This is a genomic window from Phormidium sp. CCY1219, from assembly GCF_055795085.1.
The window spans coordinates 14482-34125 of the sequence record NZ_JAYFEQ010000624.1 but is presented as its reverse complement, the minus strand read 5'-3'; the positions used below and the strand labels follow the sequence as shown (position 1 = coordinate 34125).

General features: G+C 49.3%; 14 protein-coding genes. 6 read left to right on the top strand and 8 right to left on the bottom strand.

The annotated features are described in order from the left end of the window. Positions 1–288: 288 nt before the first annotated feature. From AC0QH1_RS17915 to AC0QH1_RS17900, 4 genes are all read left to right on the top strand, one after another. A complete protein-coding gene (locus tag AC0QH1_RS17915) occupies positions 289–1410 on the top strand; it encodes a DUF1822 family protein (RefSeq protein WP_324632614.1) in 1122 nt (373 codons plus the stop codon). Positions 1411–1480: 70 nt separating this feature from the next. Further along, on the top strand, positions 1481–5746 hold the full coding sequence (locus AC0QH1_RS17910) for a HEAT repeat domain-containing protein (RefSeq protein ID WP_324632613.1): 4266 nt from the start codon (positions 1481–1483) through the stop codon (positions 5744–5746). A 159-nt stretch (positions 5747–5905) separates the two neighbouring features. Beyond that, positions 5906–6058: a hypothetical protein gene (locus AC0QH1_RS17905; RefSeq protein WP_324632612.1), complete on the top strand. Its 153-nt coding sequence runs from the start codon at positions 5906–5908 to the stop codon at positions 6056–6058. A gap of 198 nt (positions 6059–6256) precedes the next feature. Beyond that, positions 6257–7012, top strand: coding sequence for a tetratricopeptide repeat protein (locus tag AC0QH1_RS17900; protein ID WP_324632611.1), 756 nt, complete (start codon positions 6257–6259; stop codon positions 7010–7012). A 234-nt stretch (positions 7013–7246) separates the two neighbouring features. Here AC0QH1_RS17900 and AC0QH1_RS17895 read toward each other — a convergent pair whose 3' ends face one another. From AC0QH1_RS17895 to AC0QH1_RS17860, 8 genes are all read right to left on the bottom strand, one after another. After that, entirely contained in the window at positions 7247–7687 is a 441-nt protein-coding gene (locus tag AC0QH1_RS17895) for a hypothetical protein (protein ID WP_324632610.1), read from the bottom strand. Between the two features lie 286 nt (positions 7688–7973). Then, positions 7974–8999 carry an ABC transporter permease gene (locus AC0QH1_RS17890; RefSeq protein ID WP_324632609.1) on the bottom strand — a complete coding sequence of 342 codons (1026 nt, stop codon included), beginning with the start codon at positions 8997–8999 and terminating at the stop codon, positions 7974–7976. A 142-nt stretch (positions 9000–9141) separates the two neighbouring features. Further along, the gene (locus AC0QH1_RS17885) at positions 9142–10761 is read right to left on the bottom strand and encodes an ABC transporter substrate-binding protein (RefSeq protein ID WP_324632615.1); all 1620 of its coding nucleotides are present in this window, start codon (positions 10759–10761) and stop codon (positions 9142–9144) included. A 273-nt stretch (positions 10762–11034) separates the two neighbouring features. Then, the gene (locus tag AC0QH1_RS17880; protein ID WP_324632607.1) at positions 11035–12927 is read right to left on the bottom strand and encodes an adenylate/guanylate cyclase domain-containing protein; all 1893 of its coding nucleotides are present in this window, start codon (positions 12925–12927) and stop codon (positions 11035–11037) included. A 58-nt stretch (positions 12928–12985) separates the two neighbouring features. After that, entirely contained in the window at positions 12986–14641 is a 1656-nt protein-coding gene (locus AC0QH1_RS17875) for an ABC transporter substrate-binding protein (protein WP_324632606.1), read from the bottom strand. 160 nt (positions 14642–14801) lie between these two features. Further along, the gene (locus AC0QH1_RS17870) at positions 14802–15575 is read right to left on the bottom strand and encodes a DUF1828 domain-containing protein (RefSeq protein WP_324632605.1); all 774 of its coding nucleotides are present in this window, start codon (positions 15573–15575) and stop codon (positions 14802–14804) included. A gap of 5 nt (positions 15576–15580) precedes the next feature. Then, positions 15581–16030, bottom strand: a complete 450-nt coding sequence (locus AC0QH1_RS17865; RefSeq protein WP_324632604.1) for a DUF6978 family protein — start codon at positions 16028–16030, stop codon at positions 15581–15583. Between the two features lie 89 nt (positions 16031–16119). After that, positions 16120–16251 carry a hypothetical protein gene (locus AC0QH1_RS17860; protein ID WP_324632603.1) on the bottom strand — a complete coding sequence of 44 codons (132 nt, stop codon included), beginning with the start codon at positions 16249–16251 and terminating at the stop codon, positions 16120–16122. 264 nt (positions 16252–16515) lie between these two features. Between AC0QH1_RS17860 and AC0QH1_RS17855 the strand changes: the two genes are divergently transcribed. Both AC0QH1_RS17855 and chlP read left to right on the top strand, forming a co-directional pair. Next, entirely contained in the window at positions 16516–16863 is a 348-nt protein-coding gene (locus AC0QH1_RS17855; RefSeq protein ID WP_324632602.1) for a low temperature-induced protein, read from the top strand. 1149 nt (positions 16864–18012) lie between these two features. Further along, positions 18013–19233, top strand: a complete 1221-nt coding sequence (gene chlP, locus AC0QH1_RS17850) for a geranylgeranyl reductase (protein WP_324632601.1) — start codon at positions 18013–18015, stop codon at positions 19231–19233. The last annotated feature ends 411 nt before the right edge of the window (positions 19234–19644 follow it).

Here is a 19644-nt window from a genome sequence, read left to right as displayed (position 1 = left end):
AGGAGCCGGATGAGGTGAAAGTCTCAAGTCCGGTTCTGAAGACGAGTAGTTCTGGTGACGGAATTGCTTAGTTTAACCTTACGCACTATAAACCGAGTGGCGCGGGTTTCCAGCTTAGATATCTCGACGAGAGACCGACGAGTTGCGATTCAAGCGTTCGGGCAGTTTTTCAGGGGCAACAATAGAATAGAGGTTTCAGCCCGTTCCCGCAAAAGGATCCGGACTAGGGTCAAGAAATCCGCTCGGCGATCGCAAGTCCGATGGTAAAGTCCAAATTTAACCCGAAAAATGGCGATTAAACCTAAACCCAGCTATCGACTCACCGAGAAGGGATTGCAAAAATTAAAAAAGAAGATTCCCGAAAGCTGCTTAAGAAAGGGCACTGATGGCAATCGTGAATTCGGGGACGCAAAGGATAAGCCTGCCAATCTGAAGGATTGGGTTAATATCAGCGAATTAAGTGTAGAGGTTGGGTTGAATCGGGATACGGTTTCTAAAATCCTCAAAAGAGAAGAAGGCGTCAATCTGACCACCCTAGATCGATGCTTTAGCAATCTGGGGATAGATTTAGAGGAAAAGCCTGGGGAAGATTATGAAGAAATACCACGAACTGTAATTTATGACTCAACCAACCGAAATCAATCGAAAAACGGAGCATTTATTCAAATCGATCGCTGGAACAATATAGAAGTCAAAGAAGTTCGCAGTATAAAAGGCAAGCGAAAAAAATGGTGTTTGACGCTTGAGGGTGATTTAGATGAATTGAATACAGACACATTAGAAAAGCTCGAGCAATTCGTGCAAGAATTATCGGAAGACGACACGCAAAAAATGATTAAAATAACCAAAGGTTCTATCGTTATTGAATTTGCAGGTTCTCAAGCAGGATTCGAGCGCATGCAAGCTTTATTCGAGTCGGGACAACTGACGGAAATAGGGGGATTTGCGGTGCAGGAGGTGAGCGCGGTGTCGGAGGAGGAAAGGGAACCGACGCGCTTGAGCGAATGGTTGGAGGGGATTTTTGCCCCGGTGTGGGAGTCGGTGGACGAGTTGTTGAGGACTTCGGAAGCGAATCTGGCGTTTCGCAGTGTCGATCGCGCGGTGGTGAGGCGGAAAACGATCGCCCTCGGGGAAGATGCAGAGACTGTAGAACTGGCGATCGCCATTTCGCCTCTGGAGTCGGGGGAAGTCACCCTGGTGATACAGATATTGCCCAGTCCAGGATGTACCCAGCTTCCAGAAGGGTTAGAGGTACGCTTGCTCGACGAAAGCGATCGCGAAATTCCCGGCGCTAAAGCATCGTCAGCCAAAGAAAATATCCAATTTGAGATAACCGCTGAGTTAGGCGATCGCTTTAGCATTATAATAGAACAAAATTCCCGCCGAGTCGTGGAACCCTTTATCGTTTGACAGCGATTTGCGCTAACCGAGCGTTTTCCTGCAAATCATTGCCACAGAAGCTCTCTTCCCTGTTTGCCCTATGCCGAAAAAACGCGCCGATCTGACTATACATGGCACCCTTGCAGAGGGGCTGCAAATCGTCTGCCAAATTAAACACGAAAATCAAAACCGAGTGCTGGAGGATTTCAGCGTTACCCTCCCTTCCAACCCGCAGCTTAAAGAAGCTTACCAGAAGTGGCGCGACACCTATCTAGGTCTCGGAGTAGCCACCCGAGCGCTAAAAGTTCATAACGTTAAAATCGACCGAACTCCCGAAGAGCTTAACCAAGAATGCAGCCAGCTTTCCACAACCTTTCGCGAAACCTTCAAACAATGGCTGGCATCCCCTTCATGCTCGCTCCTGGAAAAAAATTGTTTGAAGCACTTGTATTACCGAGAAGACTCGGATGGGGATGATGAAGTCAGTATCATCATTAAAACGGAAAGCCTGGAATTACAAAAACTTCCCTGGCATTTGTGGGAGTTAATTGACGAGAACCCCTACGCGGAAGTGGTGTTAAGTTCCCATCACTCCAGTGGGGTGAAGGTCAACTCCGTCTCTACCTACAAAGATAGAGTCAGACTGTTAGCTATCTTGGGCAATAGTGAAGGAATCGATGTGAATGCGGATCGAGAAGCCCTCGAATCCATTCCCTGGCTCGAACCGATATTTCTGGAACAGCCCAATCTGGAAGAAATCTCGACAAAATTGTGGGAAGAGCATTGGGACATTTTATTTTTTGCAGGTCACAGTGAAACCGTGGGCGATAGCATCGGTCGGATATACATTAACGACTCGGAGTTTTTAACCCTCGACCAGGTAAAATATGGTTTAAAAGCAGCGATCGCCCGGGGATTGCAAATTGCGATTTTCAACTCTTGCGATGGAATTGGTTTAGCGCGACAACTGGAAGAAGTCAACCTTCCCCAAACCGTGGTGATGCGAGAACCGGTGCGCGATCGCATCGCCCAAGAATTCCTCAAAACATTTCTCAACTCCTTTAGCAACAACAACTCTTTTTATCTGGCGGTGCGACAAGCGCGGGAACGATTGCAAGGCTTGGAATCGGAATTTCCCAATGCTTCTTGGTTGCCAATTATCTTTCAAAATTCCGCCACGGAACCGATGAGTTGGGAAGAATTGCGCGGACTTCCGGGAGGAATCGATTGGCGCGCGATTTGCGAAGGAGCGATCGCGCCATTATCGACCCCTTCTTCTTCCCCGCCAAACCCCAAAAACCCCGCTTCACTGGATAGTAATCTTTGCGTCCCTTTAACCTTAATCGATACCCGTTACGGTGCTTTGGCGGAAACCTCCCTTTCCCCAGAATCTACAGAACAGATAGAAGATGCAGAGGAAGTGCTTCCCCCGCATCACTTCTGTAGTAACGATGAATTTTTCCAACGGACATTAGGGAGCAACAATCAACTTCCCCAAGCTCACCACCGGATTGCGATCGTGGGGGAAACCGGCAGCGGAAAGCAGATGCTATTGCAAAAAATGGCAGAGTGGATTGTGCAACACCAACCCCACGCCTGTCCTATTTGGATTCCTTTAGCAGAGTTAAACGATCGCGATTGGGATACCCTGGAAGAATACTTAGAACACAAGTGGCTCCCAGAGGTTTTAGGTGGAGCAGAAAATGTCACCGAACAGACCTTACCAGCCTTACGCAAACTGTTTGAAAGCGAAAGAGTTTGGCTATTGCTCGAAGGTCTTGACGAAATGCCAATTCTCAACAGCAAAGAATCCCCCTTCGAGGTCATTGCCAATCAACTCACGTCCTGGATCGCACCCGCCCGGGTGGTGCTGACCTGTCGCGCCAATCTGTGGGAACAAGAACCCACCAATGTTGTAGAAGACTTCGAGATTTATCGGATTGCCGGCTTTACCTACCCGCAACAAGTTCAGCAATTTATCGACCAGTGGTTTGCTGCCGATCGACCTTCTGCAGAGCGAGAAAACCTGGCCGATAGTCTGAAAGCCGAACTGGAAACCCCAGGCAAAGAACGGTTGCGAGAAGTTATCAAAAACCCGATTTGTTTGCGGGTGTTATGTCAGACTTGGCAAATTGAAAAGGGAAGTTTGCCCGAAACCAAAGCTGCTTTATACGAACAGTTTATCGAGGCGATTTACCAGTTCAACCAAGTGGGAGTGTCCGAGCAGACAGCCGGGGAACGACAACAGTTAAATGATGGCTTGGGCAATTTAGCCTTAGAAGTCATGCATCCGGAAAAATCTCAGTTTAAATTGCGACAAACTGAGGCATATAAACAGCTTGAAAAACCCGATCGCCAACTATTTCAGCAAGCCATTGATATCGGCTTGCTAAGTTTTGTCCGGAAACCGGACGAAGACCCAAACGAGTGGTTGTACGAGTTTTGGCATCCGATTTTACAGGAATATTTTGCCGCCCACCAGGTAGAAGATTGGCGATTTTTTCTCGATCCGGAGCGGGGGGTATATCGCATCTTCGACCCCCACTGGAAAGAGGTGATTTTGCTGTGGTTCGGACGAAAGGATATTCCAGGCGATCGCAAAGAAGAATTTCTCGATGCTTTGCAGAAGTTTGACCCCTACATCGAAGCGGAATTTTATACCTATCGGGCGTATTTTTTAGCAGCGGCGGGAATTGCCGAGTTTCCGCAGTCTCAAGCTGCTGATGAGATCGTCGCACAAGTCATCACCTGGGCCTTGGGTGAGGAAGTGGAAGACGGAAGCCGCCAGAAATTTCCCCCCGCCCTGGAACGCAGTGCGCGATCGGCACTGCAAGAAAGCGATCGCCCGCAGGTTATCCACCAACTGACTGAAGCATTACAGGCTACTTCCGATACCAGTACCTGCACTCGCATCGCGTTCGCCCTCGCACAGCTCGATCCAGGCAACCGGGAGGCGATCGCTGAGCTGGAACAATTGCTCGATTCCACGAAAGACCCCAATCTCCGCCTCGAAATTGCGGCGAGTGGGGCGGAAATCGAGCCGGGTCATTCAAAGGCGATCGCCGCCCTGGAGGAACTGTTAAACGCTAGCCCCACGCCGCGCTTTACCCAAAAAGTGGCCGATTGCCTCGGAGAATATGCGGCGGACAAAACCAGGGCGATCGAGGCGCTCAACCACCTGTTGTCCCGCACCGACGATCGCAAACTTCTCAAACAGGCGGCCCAGAGTTTAGGGCGACTGGCTCCCAACTCTCCCAAAGCTTGGGAAAAGTTGCTCGAAGTGTTGGAAAACAGCAAAGATGAACAATTGTTGCGGCTGGTGGCATATAGCCTGGGGGACCGGGGGTTAAGTCACCCCAGAGCGATCGCCGCCTTAGAGAATCGCCTCGACCCCCAGTTTAATCGCTCCATTCGCCAGATTGCTGCTTTTAACCTGGGAAAAATCGCCCCGGGCCACCCGAGAGCCACAACCGTTCTCGAAGAACTTCTACACTCAACTTCCGAGGAAAAATTCCGCTGTATCGTCGCTCATAACTTAGGGCAATTAATTCCTAAGCACCAGGGCGCGATTCACACCCTCCGTTCCATTTTGGAGCGCTGTGCTGACAATAAACTGCGCCGATTGGCGGCTTATAGTCTGGCACAAATTAACCCGGGCGATGCCGACGCATTCGATACCTTGGTCGAACTCATCCGCAATACGCAAGATGAGGAAACTCGCTGTTTGGCGCTTAAAAGCCTGAAAGCCATTTTAAAGGGTAAGTATTTTTTCAAAACCATTACTGCGTTAAAAGATGACTGGTCGATTCAGGGAAAAAATCTCGATTCGCCTTTAGGTCGTCTTTACTACGATTTGTTTTGGTTATGTGCCGATCGCCTCAATTATGTGGATTTCCATCGGGCAATTTGCGGGGACAACCCGCCAACTTCTGTCCAGAAGTCTGGCAAAAATTGTTTGGCCAATCTCCGTGGGAGTGAGAATACGTATCCCCTGGCGGTTAATCTCCTCTCTCTGGAAGGGGAAACGGATTCCGCCGCGATCGCGCAAGTCCTGTGCAACAAAATTTATGCCAAGGCGTTGCCCAGTTTTCCAATCCCGGCTGCTCGTAATTTTGCTGAGTTGGAGCGGTGGCTGTTGACAGCCAAACAAGAGTTGGAAACGCAGAATTTGGCCTTAATTTTGCACGAGTGCGACCCTTATCCGGAATTGCTCAACTACTGTCGTCGAATTGCGGCTTCCAATGACGTGGGTTTGCATTTGGCTTGGATTACGGATCGACCGTTAGAAAAGCCGATTTGTGGTTTTTCGCCCCAAGATGGCAATCTCGAGGCTGCTTTGCAACAGTGGTTGTCACAATTGGGTTAATCGGATAAAATCCGGCGGGCAAAAGCAATGGCGATCGCGCCTGGGTCGGCAATGGGGGGCATAAAAAGCACTATTGTTTCGCTCCCTCTTCCTGGGGAGGATACATTGTATCGCCTTTTGTATATATTTTCGCCCTGGCTCCCAGGTCGCGCCCTACCCTTGCCAACGCTGACGGTGGTGGATCCAGAGGGGATATTGGAAGCACCCTTGCTCGATCGCGTCCCAGATTTTTCCCCTCCTTGGCTGAATATTAAAAATTGTTACATTGGCTTGACAAATTGCTCCCCGCGTTTATTCTCCCTGCACAAATAAACTCGAAGGAAACTGATTTGCGTAAACTTCGCAATTTATCACCACCCTCAACTGATTTTGTATCGGGAAAAACCCTAGTTTTTTACTTGAATTAAAAGATAAACCCCTGGGTTTTGGTTGCCAACTTGACTTGTGGCTTAGCTACACTGGAGAAACAGCGGAAAATCAGTCAAATCATTAAATTTTAGGAAACTGCCAATGTTGAGAAATAAAAATCGAGGCATGGGGCGAGTGAGGGGGATGGCGATCGCGCTGAGTTTGAGCGCGGTAGTGTTAGCGCTGGAAACGAAACCCTTGCACGCGCAGATAGGCGATCGCGACGATCGTGGCCCAGAGCATCACGTGTGGGTGTCCCAGGATGCGGAAATGTTGCAAGCGGCGGAGCAAAATTACTACCAGGCAACCAAACTACAGGAGGAGGGGGATTTACCTGGAGCGATCGCCGCCTATCGAGAAGCGATTCGCCTCTATCCCGATTTTGCCGAAGCCCAAATCAATTTAGGGGTAGCATTAGCGCGTTTAGGAGAAATAGAAGAGGCGATCGCGGCCTATCGAGAAGCACTTCGCATCAATCCCGAACTGCCTACCGCTCACTATAACTTAGGGTATGCCCTAGCGCAACAACAGCAACTAGAAGAGGCGATCGCTGCCTACGAAACCGCCATTCGCTTCCAGCCGAACTATCCACCCGCTTACTATAACATGGGCAATGCCTTGGTCAATCTTCGCCAATTAGATCGCGCCATCACTGCCTATCGCAACGCCATTCGCCTGCAACCGGACTTTGCCGAAGCACATGGCAATCTCGGCATTATTTTATATCAGCAAGGCCAACCAGAAGAAGCTGTAAATGTCCTGCAAACCGCTCGAGAATTATTTGCCAGACAGGAAAACCCAGAAGCCGTCAGTCGCATTGAAGGGGTGTTAATTCGACTTAAAACGATGAGAAACTAAGGAGATGTTTACCTTAATTTTCTTTATTTTCGTTTCCATTTTTTATTGGAAACGAAAAAAAGAATTAATCGGTTTAAAATGATTTGATGCTAAGCAAGTGTAAAAATTATGCAAGCACATTGATTGGGGAGAAAGGCGGCTTCTCGGAGAAGGCGTTCCCAGCTTTGCTGGGAACGAGTTAAATATCTTGCCAGTAATTTTATGCCAAGTTTAAAAAATATATCGCCTCCTCAATCACCGACCAATTTTGTGCAAAAAATATTCGGCTTCTTGTTCCACCATATCTGGGACGAAGCCTTCATTTTCCGGGACTAAGGGAGTTAAAAGAAAAGCGGTAAACAAGAACAGCAGGCCCATTCCCGCCGTGAGAACGGTCAAACTCAATGCCGTGAGAACGATGAGATTGCTTGCGGTAGAGAGGGGATGTTTGCCACGTTCTGCGCGCAGACGTTCTCGCGATCGCCGTTCCGGTCCGCTGAGCAAAACCACATAAAACCCCCGTTTAAAAAAAGGAATGGTGAGGCGAATATCCACCGGATGCTTTTTCCAGGAACGCGGGCCAAATTCCCGTTTCACCATCTCCATTTGAGTGGGAGTAAAAGTGGATGCAGTTTCCGGAGGAATGCGGGAGGCAAATTCATCCAAAAACGGGTCAGAATGGGATTCGCGTTGCATGTTCAAACCTCTTTTGAGCCGATGCAGAGAAAGCCACGAGTGGGTCTTTCTCCTATTGTGGGTCGATTGACCGGCCCATGTCATCAGCACAATTCCCGGTTTTTGCGGGGGAGGGGATGCGTGGAATTACCGAAACTTTGGCGATTCCAGAGTCAGAAAGAACGTTCTGGGAATGAGTTAGCATTTAATTTGCATAATTTTGCCACAAACTCGTTCCCTGGCTGAGGCTGAGCGGGGAAACGAGTTTGTGTAAATATGCAATTTAAACGTCTAACAATCCAAACACTTAATAGCGAATGCGCGGGTCGATGTAGGCATTGAGGATATCGATGAGGATGCTTGCCAAGACCACGATCGCGGCAAAAAACACCACAATTCCCTGCACCGTAGGATAATCGCGCAAAGAAATTGCCTCATACAAACGATTAGCCAATCCGGGCCAAGAAAAGGTCACTTCGGTTAAAATCGCCCCCCCGAGTAATGCCGCGAGAGTCAATCCCATCACCGTAATCACCGGAATCATCGCATTTTTCAGGGCGTGGGCCATGACGATTTTGCGCTCTTGAATGCCTCGGGCGCGCGCCGCTTCCACATAATCCGCTTGTAGGGTTTGCTTTAAATTCACCCGGACGATGCGCTCGAAAATGCCGCTAATCAGAATGCCCAGAGTAATCGATGGGAGGGCCAAATAATAGATCGCGGTGAAAAACTGACCGAAATTGAGACTTAACAGACTATCCACCGTGTAAAGACCGGTGGGACCTTGGGGGGGAGTTGCGGCGATCGGGAAGCGAGTTCCGAGGGGAAACCACCCGAGTTGCACGGCAAAAATCAACTGCATCAGCATTCCCACCCAAAACGCCGGCAAAGAATAGGTGATAATTCCGAACATGCGTCCCCCCACATCCCAAGGGGTGTTGGGATGAGACGCGGACATGATGCCCACACCGATGCCCACCAGCAGGGCCACCGTCATGCTACAGACGGCGATTTCTAAAGTAGCGGGGAAATATTGCTGAATAATTTCCCACACGGTTTGTCCGCGCGTGGTGAGGGAGGTGCCCAAGTCGAATTGCAACAAACTTCCCATGTAGCGGAGATACTGCACCCACAAGGGCGCACCTAAGCCAAGCTGCTGTCGGATTTTTTCTTTTTCCAGTTCTGGGGCTTTCGGACCTAAAATGGCATCCACGGGGTCCCCGGGAGTGGCGCGCAGCAGCAAAAATACCAAGCTGGCGATCGTCCACAGCATCAAGGGGGCGAGCAACAGGCGCAGCAGAATATAGGATTGTAGTGCTTTGGAACGAGACATGTTTGGTGTTTGAAGTTTGAGGTTTAGGGGGGGGAGGCGGTGGAAGACGCGATAAATCGCATCTCTACAGGTTGTGTGTTCCCCCCAGGGGGGAACGAGTTAGCGCAAGATTTTAGCATCTCTGCGGAATCGTTCACCCAGATTATTTGCGAATCGTCCAAAAGGGGACTCTTTGGGTGGGTTCGATGAGGACACCTTCGATTCCCGGTTGGGCGAAGATGTATTCTTTTCCTTGCCAGAGGGGGATAAATGGCACATCTTGACCGAGGATTTCTTGAATTTCGCGGAAGATTTGCTGACGTTGTTCGGGGTTTTGTTCTTGGCGCTGTTGGTCGATGAGTTGATTGACGCGATCGCTATAATAAAACGACCCCCACAGTTTGGTTTCTCCTTCTTCGCAGCCGCTTTCTGGAGACCCTTTGGTGCAGTCGAGAAACGGTTGAATGTAGTTATCCGGATCCAAAAAGTCGGGGGTCCAATCCAGGATAAACATCGGATAGATGCCTTTGTCCAAATTATTATAAGCCGTGGCCGCTTCCACGCTTTGCAATTGAATCTTCACCAGGTTTTCTAATTCCCGTTCGGTATAGGCTTTAATTGTCAAGGCTGCATCGGCATTGGTTTTGAGATTGGAGCGATACCACAGTTCTAGGGTGAGCGGATTGGTTGCGGAGTATCCGGCTTCGGCGAGGGCGGATCGAGCGCGATCGATATTGCCATCGCCGTATTTTTGTTCAAAAATTGGCTGATAGTATTTGTCTAATGTTGCGGGAATCAAACTATAAAGCGGTTCGATTTGCCCTTGAAAGACGCGCTCTTGCAGGAGTGGGCGGTTCACGATCGCCGCGATCGCCTGTCGCACTTCTGGCTTTTGTAATGCCTCGTCTTTCATATTTAAAGTCAGGACGTAAATCCCATTACTGCGACTGGAAATCACCCCCCATCCTTGGGATGCGGCTTGTTTTTCCAAACTGGCAATTTGATTGAGGTCCAAAGAGCCATAGGTTAAATCTACAGCTCCTTTGCGGAAGGAATTATAAACGTTTGCCGGACTAGAAAAGCGCTGGATATCGATGCCGGGATTAGCGGGTTTTTCGCCCCAATAATCGTCAAATCGCTCTAATTTTATCGAATCGGTGCCATAGCTGGCGAGTTTGTACGGTCCGGTTCCCACAAAGCTATCGGGTTTAAATTTACCGTCGCCGATTTCATAAGCTTGGGGCGAAACGGCGGCTAAACCGGGAAAGGTTAATAAATCGGTAAATGCCGCAAAGGGTTGTTTCAGGGTGAGGGTTAATTCATACTCGTCAGTGGCTTCGATAGATGCGACGATATTGGATAATAATGAGGAGGGAGAACCGCCATTTTGCATAAAGCGGTTGAGGGAAAATTCCATTGTTTGGGCATTGAAAGGGGTGCCATCATGGTAGAGAACCCCTTGGCGGAGGGGAATGGTGTAGGTTACGCCATTGTTGCTAATGGTGGGGAGGGCGGTGGCGAGTTGGGGTTTGAGGGTGGTGGTGCCGGTTTCGTAGGTGTAGAGGCGATCGCCGAGGTTGTAAAGCAACATCCCCGAGGCATTTTCATAGGCATCTGCGGGGTCGATGGTGCGAATTTTTGCCGTGGTCCCGATCGCGATTCGACTGGGATCCGCATTGGGATTTGTCGCACTGCGATCGCCACAGCTAATCGCCAGAAAACAACACAGTGAAAACAATCCGACAAATTCTAGCAGTTTGCGCCACTGGCGAGTGCCCACCACGGCTTCGATTGTATCGGTGAAACTGGGATATTTTGCCCACTTTACAGGTTGCTTGTCCAATTTTTCCCCCAAGGAATGGTTGTGCCTGAATTCTAGATTTTACCGTAATTGCGAAAGGTCTTTGTTCAGTTTGGATCGATTTTCAGCCAACTTTTCTGATTCACCGGATAATTTAGGTCGGTACCCTTGGCGCAAGCGGTGTGGTTGGCAATGCAGGCCCTACGGATTTTGTAAATACGGCAATGCCATACAGCTTCCCACGAACGGAGGATATCAATTTTGCAGATAATTCATCAACCAATAGGTGAGCATTTCTCCTTTTCCTTTGACGGGAATAATGCCGCGTTTTTCTAGGGTAAATGTATTTTTTAACTGTTCGTAAGTGGGGGCGGTGACTTGAATTTTTCCCGGGATTCCACTCGATTCCATGCGCGAGGCAATATTCACCGTATCTCCCCATAAATCATAGATAAATTTGCTCATCCCAATCACCCCGGCGATGACTGGACCGGTATGAATGCCGAGTCGCAATTGAAAGTTTTCCGAGTGGTGATGGTTGAATGTAGTTAAGACGGATTGCATTTCCAATGCCATCTGCGCGATCGCAATTGCCGCATCGTCCCGAGGAAAAGGCAAGCCTCCCACCACCATATACGCATCGCCGATAGTTTTAATTTTTTCCAGCCCATGTTGTTGGGCGAGTTTATCGAAATTGGAAAAAATTTGATTGAGCAATTGCACTAATTTTTCCGGCGGTTGTTCGGAGCAAAATTGGGTAAAGCCGACTAAATCGGCAAATAAAACGCTAACATTGTCAAAGCGATCGGCAATCGGATTTTCTCCATCTTGCAGGCGGTTGGCAATCGGTTGGGGTAAAATATTCAGCAGCAGTTTTTCGGTCTGAGCTTGTTGAAACTTCACTGCTTCTTGAGCGAATTTTCGTTCGGTGATATCGGAGACGATGCCTTCATAGTACAGAATTTTGCCGCTGGAATCGCGCACGGCACGGGCGGTTTCGGAAATCCAAATAATGCTACCATCTTGCCGATATACCATTGACTCAAATCCCGTCACAGAATTGTTGGAATTGATTTGTTCGATAAATTCCTGGCGGCGGTTGGGGTTAACGTACAGTTGCGAGTTAATGTTTTGAATGTGGTGGATTAATGCGTCGGGGTCGGGATAGCCATAGATTTTTGCCAGGGCGGGATTGACGCTGAGATAGCGCCCGTCGGCGGTGGATTGAAAGATGCCATCGATCGCATTTTCCACGATACTGTGATATCGTTCTTCGGCGATGCGTCGCGCTTCTTCGGCGCGGAAGCGATCGCTGATATCCCGCGCCACGATAATCACTGCATCCTCGCGTACCGGAGAAATTGCCGCTGCAAACCAGAAGATTTCTTCCGCCATTTCTAGGCAATAATCTAAATTAATCGTTTCTCGGCTTTCCAGCACTTTTTGAATCACGTTCCGCCAGCTTTCGGCGGTATCTGGATTAAAAAACTGTTCGATGGTTTGCCCGACTAAATCTATCTCGCCATCATATAACCGCACCCAATTGGTGGGTAAAATATCCAGATTGCCAATTTCTCCCCCTTGAAACTCCACCACAGCGACGATATCCGTCATTGCTTCAAAGACGGCGCGCATTTTTTCTTCTGCAGAAAGCAACCGACCTTCGAGCAGTTTGCGATCGTTAATTTCGGCTTGCATTTGGGCATTTTGCTCCCTGAGCAGTTCGCTTTGCTGCTGCAATTGTTGTTGCAATTGGCGTTGCTTGAGTTGATTGGCAACCCGCGCGAGTACCTCTTCCTTTTGAAAGGGTTTGGTAATGTAGTCTGCCCCGCCAACTTGAAAGGCTTTAGCTTTATCCGCTCCATCACTGAGGGCACTGAGAAAAATGATGGGAATATCGCGGGTTTGTGGGTCGGATTTTAAGGTTTCGCAGACCTGATACCCATCGATTTCTGGCATCATAATATCGAGCAAAATTAAATCCGGCGGACTGGCTTGAACCGCTTTGATTGCGAATTCTCCGTGGGTGACGGGGCGGACTTGATAGCCATGTCGCTTTAAAATATGGCTTAACAAACGCAGGTTGGTCGCTACATCGTCTACGACCAATATATCGCCCAGGAAGTTGGTAGTTTCTGCCGGATTCATTTGCTGTAGATGATGCAGCGGTTGTCAGGGGAAACGGAAAGGGAAAAAGGTTTGAAGGTTAGTCAGTGGAGTGAATTTGCCAGAGGGGAAAGGGTTGAGCGGGTTCTAGGGTAACGCCGGCGATATTTTTTTGAGCAAAGGCATACTCTTTGTTTTGAAAGAGGGGAATATAGGGAACGTCTTCGGCGACTTTGGCTTGGATTTCGCGAAAAATGGCTTGGCGGCGTTGGGGGTCGAGTTCTTGTCGCTGGCGATCGACGAGTTGGTTAGCGCGATCGCTGTAATAAAATGACCCTTGGGACTGACTCCCTCCCGATTCGCATCCGGTTTCGGGGGACCGTTTGGCACAACTCAAAAAGGGGTGAATGTAATTATCCGGGTCGAAAAAATCTGGGAACCAACTAAATAAAAAAGTGGGATAAACGCCTTTATCTAAATTTGCCGTGGCGGTGGTGAATTCTACGCTTTTCGGTTCGAGTTGAAGGATGCCCTCGAGTTCGCGATCGGCGATCGCGGATAACGCTGTCGCCACTGCAGTTCTAACCGGGGAACTCGTCGGATACCATACCTCTAATTTCAGGGGATTGGTCTGCGAATATCCCGCCTTTGCCAACAATTCTTTTGCCCGAGGAATATCCCCTTCGCCATAGCGCTGCTCAAACACTGGTTCGGATGCAGCAAAGGTGCTGGGAATCAAACTGTACAGGGGTTCGGCTTGCCCTTCGCTAATGCGCTGAATGAGTAGATTGCGGTCCATCATCGCCGCGAGAGCTTGGCGAATTTCCACCGTATCCAAGGGGGGAAATTGGGTATTGAGTACCCAATAGGTGACGGAATTGCCGCTTTGGGAAATCACCTGCATGGCTTTTTCCGCTTTCATTCGTTCTAGGGAGCGAATTTGCTGTGGATCGAGGGTTTCATAAGCTACATCCACCGCACCGGTGACGAATGCATTGTACAAATTTGCCGGATTATTGGGATAGCGTTGAATGTCGATGCCCTGATTGGCTGGTTTGTCGCCCCAGTAATTTTCAAAGGGGTCTAATTTGAGAGAATCGGTGCCGTAGTTGGCGAGTCGATACGGTCCTGTGCCGACGAAGGTATCGGGTTGGAATTTGCCGGGGCCGATTTCATAGGCTTGAGGAGATATAGCACAGAATCCGGTAAATGTCAAGAGGGAGGGAAAGGCGGCGAAGGGTTTTTTCAGGGTTAGGGTTAATTCGTACTCGTCGGTGGCGGCGATGGATTCGACGAGATCCCGGAGCAAAAATGAGGGTTGCCCGCCGTTTTCGATGAAGCGGCGCAGGGAAAATTCCATTGCGGCGGCGTTGAAGGGGGTGCCGTCATGGAAGGTGACGTTTTGGCGCAGGGGAATGGTGTAGGTTAAGCCGTCGTCGCTGATGGTGGGGAGTGCGGTGGCGAGGCGGGGAATGAGTTCGGTGGTGCCGAGTTTGTAGCTGTAGAGGGGATCGCCGAGGTTGTTGAGCAAGTAGCCGGCGGTGAGGTCGTAGGCATCGGCGGGATCTAGGGTTCGCAGTTTGGCGGTGGTGCCCATGCTGATGCGATCGCTCCGGTTGGCGGTGGAGGGGACTTCGGTGCGGGGGGATGGGGTGCAACTGAGGATGAGAACCCAGCACAGACAGAATAACCCCAAATATTTCAGCAGCGATCGCCACAGTCTGTGAGCCTGTAATAGCCGATCGAAGGCATTCATAGAGAGTTTTTTTTATATTTTCTCTGCCCGGATTCCAGATAAATCTGCAATCCCTAAACTCTCATTTTAGCAAGCTTTCCCCCTACCTGACGCCTCCGCGTTTCCATGCCACTGTATTATCGAATAAGTGCAGGAAAAACCAACGATTCTCGCCGGAAAATTATCCCCGCGTGACTAATTTATCGAGGAATTTTTCCGGTTCAGTCCAGTATGTCACATCGGAGAGTTCGCCAATCAGTTTAAAATCTTCCGGCCCCCAAACCTCTCCGGTATCGTCAAACAGAGAAATAAACCGCATCGAGTTGGGTTCTTGCTTCATTTGGGTCAAATCGTACCATCCGGCAACCACGCTTTTGACTTTACCCACCGCAGCGCCTGCAGTCCCGACGCTTAACACGGAAACTAAGGCATTGCATCCTTCATTTAAGGTGTGAAAATCGATTTTCCAATCTCTTCCCGATCGCCCGGGAAATTTGGCATTGCGATTGAAGGGAATACCTTCTCGTTCAAGCAGTTCTGCCACTTGTTCGAGAATGCTGACAAAACCGCTGCCTTTCGGGGGGGTCCACAACCCGGCGATTCGCACCGAAGCTTGGGCGAGTTGGGTGATGGCGGAAGCGAGTTCCTCGGGATGTTCCAGCCGCACCCGCAAGATTCCCCCCACCAGTTCTACCCCACAGGTGAGGCAAATATCTTGCATCAGGGCGCGATATTTTTGCGAAATGCGCTTGGATGTCATTTGCATTCGCAACCAGCGCAAGGTTTCTCCTAAGTCGCTGATATATGACTCATCGTCGTATTCTTCGAGAAAAAAGTCGATAATCTCGCCATCGGGATACAGATAAGGGCTGCGAATGCGAATGTATTGCGCCACAGGCGAACAGGTAAATAGCTCGCCGATATGATTGGCAATCTGTTGCGATGGGGTGGGCATTACTCTTACTCCAACTCGGGGGGGACTTGCGGATCTTCAATGAATCCATCATGCACGATCTGAATGCTTTTGCAAAATTCTTCCCATACCCGCACCGGATCGGCGATCGAGGCGGTGATGTTTTCTGGCACGTAAGCGAGTTTGTCTCGCCAACCTTCGTCCCACCAGTGGCGATGGTAGGTCCCGACATATTCTCCGTCGGGGTTGCGATGCTCGGTCCCGATGTCAAGTCCGTAGACGCGCCCGCAGTTGCGGTGGATCAGCGAGTAGGAGAGGGTTTGCGCGAGGCTGTTATAGCTGCCTTTGATAATCAGGGGATAGTCGGCGTCGGAGTCTACTTTGACTCGGAATTCTAAGACTGGGGAGCTGTCTTCATCGGGACTCCAGGAGATGTCTTGGGTAATTCTCTTGTCCGGATCGGCGAGCATTTCTTCAAATTCGTCTTGCGTCATCATAGTTTTTTGCCAATGTTAAGAATCAGTTGGGTTGAAATGACCGTCGAGGGTTCATTTTAATCTTTGGCTGCAATGATTTGAGATTTTAATTAATCAAGTTTTGTAAATTTGCTGGGGTGATGAACGACCCGATCGCCCGATCGCGCGATCGCCCGGATTACGCCGCCGCGATCGCGCCTGTCGGTATCTCTCTCGGGCGCGCGCGCGTATTCCTCCCCCACTGCATGTGGCTCATCTGCGATCGCGATGTCTTCTGCTCAATTCCAGGTAAATCTGATGAAAATACCGCTATAACTTTTGGCTTTTCGCTCCAATGTTGCACCAGAAGCTCGCGATCGCTGTTTAATCTATATCTTAAGACTGATGTATGTGGCCACACTCTCGGATTAATATGGAATTGACTTCGGGAAACTCAGATGTCTGATTTTTTGACATTCTGCTGACTTCCCCGAACTCAGCAAATTTTAATCTAGGAGAACGTTAATATGCGCTCTATGAGCTTAAAACTTCGCAAATTTCGTCCGTTTCGGCTGTTGGTCGCCGCCTGCGTTTGCGCTTTATTGTTTTTCTCGAGCGTTTTGCCTGCCTATGCAGCGGTGAAAAGCCCAATGGAAGGTGAAGATAAACTGCTCAAAGTTGAAAAGGAATCTCAAGAAGTCGTCGGAAAAGACCCCGCTTCTATGAACGAACAAATCGAAAAAACCAATCCTGGATTGAATGTGGTTCAGGGTGACGCGGATAAGGAAAAAATGGTCAGCCCGGAAGAGACTGACGAAAGTTCTTTCTCCGAGCAAGTTAAGAAAACTTTCGATAATCTCACCGGAAGAGAATAATCCCTCTTTCTTTCCCCGTTAGCTTGTTAGTACAAAAAGCTGAAACCCCCACCATAGAATTGTTTTCGCCGCATGGCACCGCTTGATTGACAAGCGCGATCGCCTTTCCCGTAACTGTCATGGAGTTCTGCTCTTTCACTGTCAGTTGCGGGGGTTTTTTATGGGGGAAATTTTTAGCTGGGTTGGGCGATCGTATTCCCTTGGGTTCTGGATTTTCTCCCCTCAATTCCCTCGCAACTGGTTAAGTTCTTTTTCTCTCGTTTCCCCCTCCTCCCCAATCGCTTTTGCTTACCCAGCGCTTTACCTGCTTGAGTGTTGGGCCATTCACTTAACTTGCGCCTCCTGTTGGCTTCTATCCCGATTGCTTTGTCAGAACAATCAAACAGCCCAGCGCCAAACTGTCTTACTTTTTCTGGGTTGGGTTTTAATTGGCTTTCCCCATTTGTCAATTATTCTTGAATGAATTTACGCTCCTTCAACTCCTCATCTATCAAAAATCGTAATTTCTGGCTATAAATGACCTAATAAATAGGCAGTAAAACACCATTATTTTCAGATTTTGACTTTGGAAAAAATGGCTATTTTATGGTGATTTCTTATCGATTTTATAAAAAATAATTGGTGAAAATTAAAGCTTAGCCGAGAGGCGATCGCGGCTGATTAACAGCCCTTAAGCTATTGCCATGCAGGTCAAATCCTCTCAAACCCATTTGCTGGTGCTACATTTGCTGCCTTAAATATGGCTACATTTGCAACGACTGAAATTCCGGGATGGAATCCGATTGAAAGATTGAAAATCCGGCTATTACCCAGAAAGGGGATTTTTGCATTGTCCTTGCGGGGGGTGGCGTCGGTGTTCCTGGGGCGACGGGGTAATTTTTTGGGTGGGGGGGGGAAGGGATAAAAACTGTTCGCGCGCGGCGATCGCGAAAATGTTTGGTTGAGACTTGCCACGGCGAGATGGGTGGATGTATAATACCAGCCCGGTTTAAAAATTGCCAATTACAGATCGCCACTCAGGGAGCCAAAATGTAACGGAATGTTAAACTATGTTGCATTTTTGTCATATTTCGGCGGGTTTTCTGAAAAAAAGGAAAAAGAGCGTGGTAGGATGACATCTCGTAACCGTGACAGATAGGGAGAACATCTTTGGCACTACGGGTTGCAGTTGTTGGATCGGGTCCGGCAGGTTCATCTGCTGCCGAGACGCTTGCGAAGGCAGGTATTGAAACCTACCTCTTCGAGCGCAAGCTAGATAATGCGAAGCCCTGTGGCGGGGCGATTCCCTTGTGTATGGTGGGCGAGTTTGATTTACCCGCTCACATCATCGATCGGCGGGTGAGAAATATGAAAATGATCTCGCCGTCGAATGTGGAAGTCGATATCAAAATAGAAAAACAAGAAGAATATATTGGCATGTGCCGCCGGGAAATCCTGGATGGATTCCTGCGCGATCGCGCCGCCAAATTAGGAGCCAACCTGATTAACGGTACGGTTCATAAACTAGAGATTCCCTCGAACAACACCGATCCCTACACCCTCCACTATGCGGACCATTCAGACGGGACCGTAGCGGGCAAGCAAAAGACCCTGAAAGTGGACATGGTAATTGGGGCGGATGGAGCCAATTCCCGGGTTGCCAAAGCGATCGAAGCGGGGGACTACAACTACGCGATCGCCTTCCAGGAGCGAATTCGGCTTCCGGAAGACAAAATGGCCTACTACGAAGACTTGGCGGAAATGTACGTGGGCAACGACGTTTCCCCAGACTTCTACGCTTGGGTATTCCCCAAATACGATCACGTTGCCGTGGGCACTGGCACCATGAAAGTGAACCAAGCGTTAATCAAAAAACTGCAAGCCGGCATTCGTACCCGTGCTGCCAAACGCTTGGAAGGCGGTTCCATCATCAAAGTGGAAGCGCACCCAATTCCGGAACATCCGCGTCCTCGTCGCGTGCGGGGCCGGGTGGCGCTCGTCGGCGATGCTGCCGGCACCGTGACCAAATCTTCCGGCGAAGGGATTTACTTCGCCGCCAAGTCAGCTCGCATGTGCGCGGAAACCATCGTGGAATTTTCCAATGGCGGCACCCGCGTTCCCACCGAGGAAGAGCTAAAGCTTTACCTGAAGCGGTGGGATAAAAAATACGGCATGACTTACAAGGTGCTCGACATCCTGCAACGAGTATTTTACCGCAGTGATGCCTCCCGCGAAGCATTCGTGGAAATGTGCGCCGATATCGACGTGCAGCGTATGACGTTTGACAGCTATCTGTACAAAACCGTGGTCCCTGCCAATCCACTGGTGCAAATGAAAATCACCGCCAAAACCATTGGCAGTCTGCTGCGCGGTAATGCATTAGCTCCCTAGGGAGTTGACGGGGCAGTTTGCGCCCCAAAATTATAGCGCGAAAAAGTCAGCCTTCATCGGAGGGCTGACTTTTTTTGCGCCCACCCCTGTCAGTGAAAGGTGGCCCCTACACCGGAAAGATAAAAGAAATATAAAATCCAGTCAACCTATTGGCTCGTTGTCACCCTTAAATTTCCTCCTACCGAAAGATTGACAGAATAACCATTTTATGATTTTCGCGAAAAAATTCCCGGCGAATCAGGTTTTTGCAAGTTGAAGAGGGTTGGATTGCAGGGGAAAAAAGGGTTGTGGCGATTCGCTCTTCTCCGAAGAGAGCGCCTGCGAACGCGGCGGCAATTCATATACTTTGCATTATAAATCGATACAGTATTTTGCGGTATTGATTGATATGGGGGATTTTCAGAAAAAAAA